Below are 11,759 nucleotides of genomic sequence, written 5' to 3'. Positions count from 1 at the left end.
TAAACATCTGATCCCAAAGGGCGCTTTTATGAGCTGTAATAGCTTATAACTGCCGCCCTTTTCTTGTTATATAGGGGTTATTTCCCAATCAATCAATCTGATCCATCAGCATCTGTTGAAAATTTAGGTGACGGCGAGCATATTATAGATCTTTAACGTACGCAGATCTTCTTTAGACATTTTTAGCTCGTTATATAACTCCTGATTCTCAGGCAAGGGTGTTCGAGAGAATAGCATTTTTAAAGCGATGGGCATAAAGGGACGGAAGGATACACCTGCCATCAAACCCCACTTTTTCTCGGATTCCTGAAAAGATGCCAAAATGTTAATATACAGATTCTCCAGCGGTGTAGCCTGATTTTTCAGAATCAGCGTGGTGAGTGTGTCGTAATGCTCGGTGTGGCCCCAATACATATTTTCGCATTCCTGATAATTCTCAAAATTCTTGACGTTCATATACATCACGGTTCGATAACGATTCGCGTCCGACTGTGCCATCATGTCAATGACACAACGAATGAGGCTGTTGTTGCGCCCGTCATAAAAATACGAATAAAACCGCGTGGAATTTTTGAAAAAGCTGGACGGTACCGTATTCATAAGAGGAGAGGCTTGCTTGGGTTCAATATACAGCAGCTGCTCCACCTGAATGTTCAATGAATCAGCAATTTGATGCAGCGTAACCACATCAAGTGTAATATCACCGCTCTCATATTTGGACAGAGTAGCTTTACTTTTGTGAATCTGATCCGCCAGCTGCTGGACCGTTAACCCTTTCCATTTGCGAAAATTACGGATTTTCTTGCCCACTTCTTTGTTGATGGTGTTCATATCGGATCTCCTTCTGTTAAGTTTCTTAAGAATATGAGAAAAGGTGAAACCCCTTGGTAAAATCAATCTATACGAAAAATATAACACTTTTTTCATGAAAATACCTATTATGACGAAACATTAAGATGGATTTGTTTCTTCTGAATAGATTCTATTGCGTTTGATGTAACTTCTAAGCCATGAAATAATGTGTCTAACAGAACCTCATCCCAGGATGGAGAACAGAGAGAAAGAGGCGCAGAAGGCTATGAAGTATGATTTCGATGAGATTATTGATCGCACAGGAACCAATGCCATGAATACGGATGGTTTCCGTCAATATATTTTTAATGCAACAGAAGATATGAAATTTCCATTTAAGGATGAAGAATTTATTCGCATGTGGATTGGAGATATGGAGTTTGCCACACCTCCCGAAATACGGGAAGCAGTTAAGGAGCGTTTGGACCGGAAAATTATGGGGTACTCCCAGGTGTTCGATCCGGCATACTACGAAGCTGTCTCCAACTGGATGAACAGATACTATGACTGGTCCTTTCCCAAGGAGCATCTGGAGACATCACATGGGATCATTCCTGCTCTATATGAATTAGTTGAATATATTTGCAAACCGAATGAGAAGGTGCTGATTGTGACGCCCTCCTATGGTTATTTTAAATCGGCTGCGGAGCATAATCATATTGAACTAGTTTGCTCAGATTTGATCAACGAGCAGGGACATTATTCAATAGACTTTACAGATTTTGAAGCCAAAGCCAGTGATGAACAAGTTACGTTATGTATTTTTTGCAATCCGCATAATCCGTCTGGACGCGTATGGACAACAGAAGAGTTACAACGTGTGGGTGAGATCTGTCTGAGCCATAACGTGTGGGTAATATCGGATGAAATTCACTGTGACTTGCTGCGTACAGGTAAGAAGCATACGCCTCTTGCCAAGCTGTTCCCGGATACGGATCGAATCATTACCTGTATGTCTCCAAGCAAAACGTTCAATATGGCGGGCCTAATGTTCTCCAATGTGATTATTGCAAATGAAGGACTCCGAACGATCTGGCAGAAACGGCATTATGGGTTCAAAAATCCGCTGAGCATTGCAGCGACTCAAGCGGCTTACGAACATGGCGACGAATGGCTGAAACAGTTGAAAACGTATCTTGATGACAATTTTGCCTTTGTGGATCAATATGTGAAGCGTTATCTGCCACAGGCGGTATTTCATATTCCGGAAGCTACGTATCTGGCATGGATTGATATTACGGCATACGTCCCTGCAAATGTAAACCTGCCTTTATTTTTCGCTGAACAAGCGGGGGTATTACTTGAAGATGGACATATGTTTGTAGCTAATGGAGGCGGGTGTATCCGTCTAAACTTGGCATGTCCGCGTTCGGTTCTTGAAGAGGGACTCAGAAGAATAAGCACTCTATTGGTCAATAAAGATGAGGGCGTACCCGTTCAAGTCTGATTAAGTTATCTATAAACAAGGTACTGGATTGCTTTAACTCTGTTGTTCAGATTCAGAGCGCATCAATTTACAACGATAGATATTCCATGCTCGGTCTGAAGTAACGTTAGTTATAGAGGCAACCCTATCCCCTGATGTACACTTCTGGTCTGCTGTCCCCGGTTATGTTAAAATGGTGGATAGTCTATGAGTCGTAGGATACGGCTCACGCAGGTGGCAGTTCGTTATGTGGACTGCACGGATATGTATTCATCAGGGAAAGGAGCCTTTACATATGTTTGGAAACGATTGGGACACGGTGCTTCAGGAAGAGACCGAAGCCGAGTATTTCAACAACATTCGTTATGCACTCGCCGCCGAGTACAAAACACAGACCATCTTTCCACCCAAGGAAGATTTGTTCTCGGCTCTTAAACTGACCCCGTATCATAAGGTCAAGGCCGTTATTATCGGTCAGGACCCTTATCACGGAGCGGGTCAGGCTCAGGGATTAAGTTTCTCGGTCAGACCGGGGGTGCGCGTTCCTCCTTCTTTGAAAAATATATATAAGGAGCTTCACGCGGATCTGGGTCTGCCGATTCCGAATCACGGATCGCTGGTTCATTGGGCAGAGCAGGGTGTGCTGCTGCTTAATGCGGTTCTGACGGTACGGGAAGGACAGCCTAACTCCCATCAGGGACTGGGTTGGCAGACGTTTACAGACGCTGTCATCCGGGCATTGAATGAACGTTCAGAACCGATGGTATTTATGCTTTGGGGCAGTCATGCCCAGAAGAAAGGGGCATTCATTAACCGGGATAAACATCTGGTGTTGGAGTCTACGCATCCAAGTCCGCTTGCAGCACATCGTGGCTTCCTTGGCAGTCGTCCTTTTTCCAAAGCCAATGAATTTTTGACCTCCAAAGGTATTGAACCGATTGATTGGACGATACCGGAAAACTAGACAAACGGGGGGCGATGGCATTGCGACATTGGGTAGGACGGAAAGTAGCCGTATATCGTGCAACCGGCATACGAGAGCCACTGAAAGGAACGCTGGTCGAGTGGGATGAAGAAGCGGATTGTGTACGAATCGGACCCAAGCGGATCAAGGTATCGTTCGACAATATTGCAATGATCCGGCCTCTGCCTGAAGAGAGCCTTCCCTTGAAAAAAGCGCGATCCGAGGTGCATAAGGTTGGATATGTGATGAAAAAGGCCGTACAATTTGAAAATGCCATCTATTTCAAATCACAGGTTATGATTTGGCGTCGGGCCAAAATTGTAGCATTATCCACAACGATTATACGGCATGATGATGATCAGGTTGAGCTTGCAGACGGCCGGATTCTTCGTAAGGACAAGCATATGTTTGTGGTGCGCTCACGGCGTGGAATACGATAAGTCGGTTGATATTTAATATTCATTTCATGCAAAGATCATATGGATTTAATGTTTGGCCTTTATAGTAAACAGTAACAACCCCTTCTAAATGATGTGTACTAATTATGGGAGCCCGACCGGCTGCAAACGGTCGGGTGTTTTTTTTATTCACTTGAGTATGATGAGTGATGTAACATAGTATTTACATTCATGTTATACACTAATGAAATAGATCATGAGAAGGAGTGAAACCCATTGAAACGTATATGTGTTTTTGCAGGCTCCAACCCGGGAAATCACCCCGATTACACACAGCAGGCTATTAAATTGGGTAAACAGATCGCCGATAGCGGGTACGCACTCGTCTATGGAGGGTCATGTATGGGATTAATGGGTGCAGTCGCGGATGCTGCTCTGGAGCAGGGTGGAGAAGTAATTGGTGTCATGCCGACTGGCTTGTTCCGGGGAGAGGTCGTACATGGAGGTCTTACGCAGCTGATTGAAGTGGGAACGATGCATGAACGCAAGGCAACGATGGCCGAGCTGTCCGACGGATTTGTGGCTCTTCCTGGTGGTATGGGTACATTTGAAGAACTATTTGAGGTTCTTTGCTGGGCACAAATTGGCATTCATCGTAAACCCGTTGGTTTGTTAAATGTAAACGGATATTACGAGCCGTTGATGAAAATGGTTGAGCATAGCGTGCATGAAGGATTTTCCAATACATCACATCTCAGTCTATGGAGTCTGGAATCTGATCCGGCTGAACTATTGAATCGGATGTCATCCTATATTCCGGCACAGTTGACCCAGAAGTGGTCACAGCTTCAGGATAAATAACTACCCGCTCCAGCGGAAAACTTTCCGATGTGCCCAAGCAAGTTCCCTCCCCAAACATAGTCTATAGTGTACTTTCTTAAAAGAGGGGAGTGTCACTCATGAGCGAAATCAAAGGCACAGGATACGGTTACGGATACGGCGGCTTTGGTGGTGGAGCATGGACATCAACAGGCGCGATTCTGGTGTTGTTCATCCTGCTCGTTATCATCTCTCGTACATTCGTTCTGTAATTCGAGCAGCCATTCCGGGACGGTGACATAATCGCCGGGGCAACGCCCGATGAAGAAATGGCCTTTCCAAAGAGGCGCCGGTACGGTCGGCGTCTCAGGGGAACGGTTTTTTTCTGTCTGCAAAAAAAAGAACTCCGCCTCTATAGAAAAGAGAGACAGAGTGGGCAAGGGGAGTTAGACCGTTACCTCAGTATCACCCGGCAAACTGAGTGTTCTCCATGCAATGTATAGTCCAATTGCGGCTGCAATAAGAGCAAGGATGGCAGCGATAAAAGCCAACTTATCCAGTTGACTCTGTTCATCCAGAACGGATGATTGATTACTTGTTTTGTCGGGAACAGACAGCCCTCGAACGGATGCCTTTTTCATGTATTGGCGTGGTCTGGGGGGCGTTCTAGTTTTACTGCTGGGTTTGCCGGATCTGCTTTTGGCAGAAATTCTGGGCAAGGGAGCTTTTTTGGAGGAAGATTTGGGAGATACAGATCTGTTCTTCGTTAGGGGTTTCAATGGGCGACCTCCTTACAGCGGAGTGCAGTTGTCTATGACTGATACTATATTATGTCTGCTTTACAGATTGAGTTCACAAAATGAGTGAATCCCCAGCCCTCCAAGATGTTGCCCTATACGCGGACGGAGCATACAATTAAACGCTCTGTTAATACAGGTATGACAAACTGCGTTTATAGTGAGAATCATAGAGTTAATGTTGAACTCAGGAGGCGCTGGAATGAAAAGAATTGAAAATATCGCCCATAGGGGAGCATCTGCCGTATGCCCCGAGAATACGATGGTGGCGTTTGAACGCAGCTTGCAGCTTGGAGCGACAGGCATTGAAACGGATGTCCAGCTTTCCAGTGATGGTAGCCTGGTATTGATACATGATGAGACGTTAAGTCGTACTGCCGGAGCAGAAGGCTGGGTCAAGGATAAATCAGTTGAAGAATTACGTACTCTAGACGCAGGTGCTTGGTTCCATGCCGATTTTGCTGGAGAACGTATTCCATCTTTGGATGAATTATTTGATTTGGTTCGTGGGAAAGACATTCTACTTAACCTGGAATTGAAAAATGGTGTTATTAGTTATAAGGGAATGGAAGAAAAGTTAATACAAGCGATTCGGAATTGGGGCATGGAACAACAGGTCATTCTATCCAGCTTTAATCATGCCTCGTTAGTGAGGTGCAAACGTCTTGCCCCGGAAATTCGCACAGCAATTTTATATATGGAAAAGCTGTACCGCCCATATGATTATGCTGCCAAACTGGAAGCTTCTGCTCTGCATCCCTACAAGGTTGCTGTAACACGAGAAGAAGTTGCTGCTGCGTTGGCTCAGGGAATTGCAACACACCCGTTCACGGTGAATGATCCTGCCGAAATGCAGGAATTGATCGATATGGGTGTGAAGGGACTTATTACAGATGTGCCGGATGTGCTGGCAGCATTGACTGCTGTGCATAGTCGTTAAATCATATGTAAAACCAAGGTGCTGCATTGGAGTTCTTATACTCCATGCAGCTTTTTTTAGTACAAAAATTCATTTATGCAATAAACTTGTCCCATTTGTCCATTGCCAGAGACAGCTAGTTGACATACAATGATCTATGGGAATGAGAATCAATATCAGTTATGTATTAATAGAGAGGTGATTGTTATGTACATAGGATCTGTCTACATCACTCATAACAAGGGTGGGGACATATGAGTTCGAAAGTTTCACCGGCAAGTCAACCTACGGAATCACCGACAGCCAAAATACACACTCGTCCCTGGGCTGCCACATTGATCCTGACAGGGGGGATTCTGCTGCTCGCGCTGGGTATGGCGCTGTCCATTTCGTTTGGGGCTGCAGATATCAAGCTGGGCGTTGTATGGGAGGCAATCTTTAACTTTAATCCTGAACTGACTCCGCATCAGATTATATGGGAGATTCGGTTACCGCGTATTCTTGGCGGAGCAATGGTGGGTGCCTGCTTCGCAGTAGCCGGTGCCATTATGCAGGGGATGACCCGTAACCCGCTGGCAGATTCCGGTTTGCTCGGATTGAATGCTGGCGCAGGATTTGCGCTCGCTGTCTGCTTTGCCTTTTTCCCAGGCATGCCATATATGTATATCATTCTGTACTCCTTCGTTGGTGCAGGACTTGGGGTTCTGTTGGTCTATGGTTTCGGTGCAGCGTCCAAATCTGGACTTACACCTCTCCGGCTGGTTCTGGCGGGGGCGGCAGTGTCTGCGATGCTTTCAGCACTCAGTGAAGGGATTGCACTGTATTTCAAAATTGGACAAGACCTTGCTTTCTGGACAGCTGGCGGTGTCGCCGGGACGAAGTGGTCCCAGTTGGAAGTCATGTTCCCTTGGGTTTTAGCTGCGCTTATTGCAGGGATTATTATCTCCCGTTCCATTACGCTGCTTAGCTTGGGAGAAGATATCGCCGTTGGGTTGGGTCAACGTACTGGCCTGATCAAGCTGGTTGGTCTGATTGTTGTACTAATCCTCGCAGGTACGGCCGTATCCGTGGTGGGTGCTGTTGGTTTTGTAGGGCTCATCATTCCCCATCTCACACGTAAATTAGTTGGGGTCGATTATCGCTGGATTATTCCATGTTCTGCAGTGATGGGCAGTCTGCTGCTCGTATTCGCGGATCTGGCTGCACGTATGATTAACCCGCCATATGAGACGCCAATTGGCGCCTTGGTTGCCCTAATTGGGGTACCTTTCTTCCTCTATCTGGCGCGTAAAGAAAGGAGGACTCTGTAACGATGGAATCCTCAACTTTGGTTGGAGCAGAACGCAAAAAGAGAACAAAAAGCACCATTGTCATGATTGTGCTTGGTGCGTTGATTATTACAGCTTTTATTATCAGTATGAATACAGGGTTCACTCGGCTTTCTCCACTTGAGGTGATGCGGACCCTGTTTGGCGGTGGGACAGCTAAGCAGGAACTGATCTTGTTTGAATTCCGTTTGCCGCGTATCGTCATTTCGGTTCTGGTCGGTGCGGGACTTGCGCTATCCGGTTGTATTCTGCAGGGGGTATCCCGAAATCCTCTGGCTGATCCAGGGATTCTCGGTATCAACGCTGGTGCCGGATTGGTTGTTATGTTGTTTGTTTCCTTCTTCCCGACAACAACGGCGGCTCCGGTATTTTTGCTGCCAATCCTGGCCCTGATCGGTGCAACTTTTGCTGCATTTCTGATTTATGTGCTCTCTTACAAAAAGGGAGAAGGTCTCATGCCTACGCGCATGTTGCTTACAGGGATTGGTGTAGCGGCAGGAATCAGCTCAGCCATGATCGTACTAACACTTCGGCTTAGCCCAGAGAAGTATCAATTTGTGGCCACCTGGATGGCAGGTAGCATCTGGGGTTCCAACTGGAAATTCGTAACGGCGTTGCTGCCGTTTCTCATTGTCCTTGTGCCGCTTGTTCTGTATAAAGCCCGTGTGCTCAATGTACTGAACCTTGGCGACCAAACAGCAAGTGGTCTCGGCGCTCCGGTGGAACGCGAAAGACTGATCCTGCTGGCTGCAGCCGTGGGACTGGCCGGATCATGCGTATCCGTCAGTGGCGGCATTGGTTTTGTGGGTCTGATTGGTCCACATTTGGCACGTCGTCTCGTGGGACCAAAACATCAGTTCCTTTTGCCTGCATCCGCACTGGTCGGATCATTGCTTGTGCTTGTTGCAGATACGCTGGGACGCGTAATCTTGCAGCCTTCAGAGATTCCGGCAGGTATTCTGGTTGCCATCATTGGTGCCCCGTACTTCCTGTATCTCTTGAGCAAAACGAAATAGAAAGCAATCATGTTGTATGGTTGCTATAAGGAGGACTTCAGTCCATGCTTCGCCGTTTCTTTGCCTATTACAGGCCTTACAAAAAGCTGTTCATTCTGGACTTTAGCTGCGCGATTTTCGTAGCTCTGCTAGAACTGGCCTTCCCGCTGGCAGTCAATAGAGTCGTGGATGACCTTTTGCCAGGGGGACGCTGGGACTGGATATTATGGGCATGTCTTGCGCTGCTCGCGATTTATCTATTAAACTCGTTCCTCAACTTTGTTGTTACATACTGGGGACATAAGCTTGGTATTAATATCGAGACCGATATGCGTAAGGCACTTTTCAATCATGTACAGAAGTTATCATTCCGTTTCTTTGACAATACCAAAACCGGACACCTGGTTTCTCGTATGACCAATGACCTGATGGATATCGGCGAGATTGCCCATCATGGTCCGGAGGATGTATTTATCGCAGTAATGACGTTGATCGGTGCATTCAGCATCATGATGAGCATTAACGGAAATCTGGCCGTGTTAACATTTATTATCGTGCCGCTCATTATTTATCTATCCTTGTATTTTGGCAGCAAGATGTCCAAGGCATTTAGCCGAATGTTCGGAGATATAGCAGATTTCAACGCACGTGTAGAAAACAATGTAAGTGGTATTCGCGTGGTTCAGGCTTTTGCTAATGAAGAGCATGAAAAAGCACAATTCGCTGTAAACAACAGCCGTTTCCGTCAAACCAAACTGATCGCGTACAGAATCATGGCCTGGAACTCTTCCATCAGTTACATGCTGATGAAGCTGGTATCCCTCTTTGTACTGGTATGCGGCACATGGTTTGTCATTCAAGGCAGTATGAGCTATGGTCAATTTATTGCATTTATTATGCTGTCCAATGTGTTTCTTACACCCATTCAGAAGATCAACTCCGTTATTGAGACGTATCCAAAAGGGATTGCGGGTTTCAAACGTTATACGGAATTGCTCGATATGGAGCCGGACGTTGAAGATCGACCGGGTGCCACTACGGTATCTCATCTGCGTGGAGATATCCGATATGAGCAGGTGACCTTTGGCTATTCGGATCAGGAGCCTGTTCTTAAAGGGATTGATCTGAATATTCACGCTGGTGAAACAGTGGCCCTTGTTGGACCATCGGGTGCAGGGAAAACAACGCTGTGCAGTCTGCTGCCTCGTTTCTATGATGTGCTGGAAGGTCGCATCACGATCGATGGTCAGGAGATTCAAGACATGACGCTGGATTCATTGCGCAGTCAGATCGGAATTGTTCAGCAGGACGTGTTCCTGTTCGATGGAACCGTTCGTGAGAATATTGCGTATGGCAAGCTGGATGCAACAGAAGAAGAAATCTGGATGGCAGCTCGTCGTGCACAGATGGAAACACTGATCACTTCCATGCCGGAAGGAATGGACACGTTAATTGGTGAACGCGGTGTGAAGCTGTCCGGCGGACAGAAACAGCGTTTGTCCATTGCACGTATGTTCCTGAAGAATCCTCCGATTCTAATTTTGGACGAAGCTACATCTGCATTGGATACTGAGACAGAAGCAGCAATCCAGCAATCCCTTGCGGAATTGTCCGAAGGACGGACTACCCTGGTTATTGCCCACAGATTGGCTACGATCAAAAATGCGGATCGCATTATTGTTGTTGCCGAGCAAGGGATTACTGAGCAGGGCAGACACGAAGAATTGCTTGAAGCAGGTGGAGTATACAGTCGTCTGCATTATGCACAGTTCGGTGCCTGAACGTAACAGAGAGTTTGTGAACTCTAACTCTTCATTTGAAGCTGTATATGAACTAAAAAAAGACGCCTTCGTCTACTCATGATTCTGAGTAAGACGAAGGCGTTTTTTTTCTACTTTCTAATATCACGTTACTGAGCTTGAGTTGAAGTAGTGTATTCACCTGATTCTGCTTTAGCGGTTGTAGTGGATGGCTCTGCTTTGCTACCACAGGCTGATAACAGCGCACCAATCAGGGTAATCATGAGTATAAGGATACTGAGCTTGCGTGTTGCTTTCATCGTTATGTTTCTCCCGCATATAATTACTTATTGCATAATGATAATCATTATCAATTTCGGTCGAATGTGATCAGTTTATCGAAAGCGGGGTGGCAGTACAATGGACAAACAGGCGGAAAACCTTTTTACAAAAATAAGGGGAATTTGAAGGAGAGGAGACAAAAGCTATGTTGTACATTTTCATAACCTGGCTAATATTGATTTTAATATTGATTATACTGGCTAAAGGCATCCAAAAGAATTCCAAGGATAGAGAGGGATCTGTTAAACGTTGGGGCGGATGGTTAGTCGGACTTTTTATTTTAGGTAGCGTCCCATTGGGGTATGCATTATATACGGAGTTACGAGGGGGATATATAGGAGCCAACATTGGATTGGGACTGGCTTTGTTTTTGACATGGGGATACTGTGCTCTCTTGTTATGCGTTGCATTAGTGATCTGGGGAAGGTATGGGTATAAGCAGTACAGAAAGAAGTGATTTTGTTGCCCTCATGTTTATGATAAACGTAAGTTTGCATGCAACTATAAGCATATATTGAACGTTGAAATTAGAAATAGGTTTAAATAAGGGGGATTTACATATGTCCCATCTTCGTCAAGTACTGATATCGCTCTCAATCCTGATCGTATGCCTTACCGGATGTTCAAGACATATCGATTGTAATTCAGTGCAAACTCAAGCGAATACACCAAGTGAAGATGGATTCACTGGTTATGTGGTTGCCCGCGAAGGCAATTCCATTCTAGTGGTTGATCCTGCATATGAAGACTTCGGTGCGAACAAAGGAGAAAGTCGGTATTATCCGGCAAAATGGTTCTCCAATGCGCCTAATCCGCAGATCGGCTCCTATGTTGAGATTTGGACGGATGGCAGCCCGGAAAATCAGCCCTATCCCGGGCAGGCCAGAGCGGAAACGATTGCTGTATCTTGCCCGGCCACCCCAGATGGTGCTCATATGAGTGAGGCGGATGCCATCCGGGCTGGATTGTACTCATCAGACGGAGAGCAAGTACGTATTCCTGTAATTGAGAATGTCGATTTTAATGAGGATATAGGAACATGGACCATTCGTATGCGAGATGCAATGTCAACGTCGGATACTCAGGATCCAATAGAAGTAAAAGTAGAAGACATTGAGCCATTAGGGGAGCAGGAGTAAGGATGTAGGATTTCAATGTTGGATGAAAAGAGGAGATAGGT

13 protein-coding genes are annotated in these 11,759 nt (G+C 45.9%); 10 read left to right on the top strand and 3 right to left on the bottom strand.

From position 1 onward, the window contains the following. Window positions 1–123: 123 nt before the first annotated feature. Window positions 124–831, bottom strand: a complete 708-nt coding sequence (locus PTQ21_RS27005) for a helix-turn-helix domain-containing protein (protein WP_072735384.1) — start codon at window positions 829–831, stop codon at window positions 124–126. Window positions 832–1,078: 247 nt separating this feature from the next. On the opposite strand from PTQ21_RS27005, the gene PTQ21_RS27000 reads away from it, so the two are divergent. From PTQ21_RS27000 to PTQ21_RS26980, 5 genes are all read left to right on the top strand, one after another. Further along, a complete protein-coding gene (locus PTQ21_RS27000) occupies window positions 1,079–2,299 on the top strand; it encodes a MalY/PatB family protein (RefSeq protein WP_274570575.1) in 1,221 nt (406 codons plus the stop codon). Between the two features lie 274 nt (window positions 2,300–2,573). Further along, entirely contained in the window at window positions 2,574–3,242 is a 669-nt protein-coding gene (gene ung / locus PTQ21_RS26995; protein ID WP_274567790.1) for a uracil-DNA glycosylase, read from the top strand. A 14-nt stretch (window positions 3,243–3,256) separates the two neighbouring features. Beyond that, on the top strand, window positions 3,257–3,682 hold the full coding sequence (locus tag PTQ21_RS26990; protein ID WP_125477324.1) for a hypothetical protein: 426 nt from the start codon (window positions 3,257–3,259) through the stop codon (window positions 3,680–3,682). Between the two features lie 234 nt (window positions 3,683–3,916). Then, window positions 3,917–4,501 carry an LOG family protein gene (locus tag PTQ21_RS26985; RefSeq protein ID WP_072735382.1) on the top strand — a complete coding sequence of 195 codons (585 nt, stop codon included), beginning with the start codon at window positions 3,917–3,919 and terminating at the stop codon, window positions 4,499–4,501. Between the two features lie 98 nt (window positions 4,502–4,599). Then, window positions 4,600–4,731, top strand: coding sequence for a YjcZ family sporulation protein (locus PTQ21_RS26980; protein ID WP_211754062.1), 132 nt, complete (start codon window positions 4,600–4,602; stop codon window positions 4,729–4,731). A gap of 174 nt (window positions 4,732–4,905) precedes the next feature. On the opposite strand, the gene PTQ21_RS26975 is transcribed toward PTQ21_RS26980, so the two are convergent. Next, a complete protein-coding gene (locus PTQ21_RS26975; RefSeq protein WP_072735381.1) occupies window positions 4,906–5,100 on the bottom strand; it encodes a hypothetical protein in 195 nt (64 codons plus the stop codon). A 358-nt stretch (window positions 5,101–5,458) separates the two neighbouring features. Here PTQ21_RS26975 and PTQ21_RS26970 point away from each other — a divergent pair, with 358 nt between their 5' ends. The 4 genes from PTQ21_RS26970 (at window position 5,459) to PTQ21_RS26955 (ending at window position 10,279) form a co-directional block, all read left to right on the top strand. After that, the gene (locus tag PTQ21_RS26970) at window positions 5,459–6,196 is read left to right on the top strand and encodes a glycerophosphodiester phosphodiesterase (RefSeq protein WP_063565537.1); all 738 of its coding nucleotides are present in this window, start codon (window positions 5,459–5,461) and stop codon (window positions 6,194–6,196) included. A 233-nt stretch (window positions 6,197–6,429) separates the two neighbouring features. Beyond that, entirely contained in the window at window positions 6,430–7,485 is a 1,056-nt protein-coding gene (locus PTQ21_RS26965; RefSeq protein ID WP_063565538.1) for a FecCD family ABC transporter permease, read from the top strand. Window positions 7,486–7,487: 2 nt separating this feature from the next. Beyond that, the gene (locus tag PTQ21_RS26960) at window positions 7,488–8,519 is read left to right on the top strand and encodes a FecCD family ABC transporter permease (protein ID WP_024631187.1); all 1,032 of its coding nucleotides are present in this window, start codon (window positions 7,488–7,490) and stop codon (window positions 8,517–8,519) included. Between the two features lie 44 nt (window positions 8,520–8,563). After that, the gene (locus tag PTQ21_RS26955) at window positions 8,564–10,279 is read left to right on the top strand and encodes an ABC transporter ATP-binding protein (protein ID WP_063565539.1); all 1,716 of its coding nucleotides are present in this window, start codon (window positions 8,564–8,566) and stop codon (window positions 10,277–10,279) included. A gap of 128 nt (window positions 10,280–10,407) precedes the next feature. Here the strand turns inward: PTQ21_RS26955 and PTQ21_RS26950 are convergent, their stop codons facing one another. Further along, window positions 10,408–10,557 (bottom strand): hypothetical protein, encoded by a 150-nt coding sequence (locus PTQ21_RS26950; RefSeq protein ID WP_274567788.1) that lies wholly within the window; start codon window positions 10,555–10,557, stop codon window positions 10,408–10,410. 582 nt (window positions 10,558–11,139) lie between these two features. Between PTQ21_RS26950 and PTQ21_RS26945 the strand changes: the two genes are divergently transcribed. Beyond that, complete coding sequence (locus tag PTQ21_RS26945) at window positions 11,140–11,718, top strand: DUF3221 domain-containing protein (protein ID WP_274567787.1); 579 nt, start codon at window positions 11,140–11,142, stop codon at window positions 11,716–11,718. The last annotated feature ends 41 nt before the right edge of the window (window positions 11,719–11,759 follow it).

Origin of the sequence: Paenibacillus marchantiae (assembly GCF_028771845.1) — a bacterium.
GTDB classification, from domain to species: Bacteria; Bacillota; Bacilli; order Paenibacillales; family Paenibacillaceae; genus Paenibacillus; species Paenibacillus marchantiae.
Note: the sequence above shows the minus strand (reverse complement) of the source record. Positions and strands in the feature narration are given on the sequence as shown.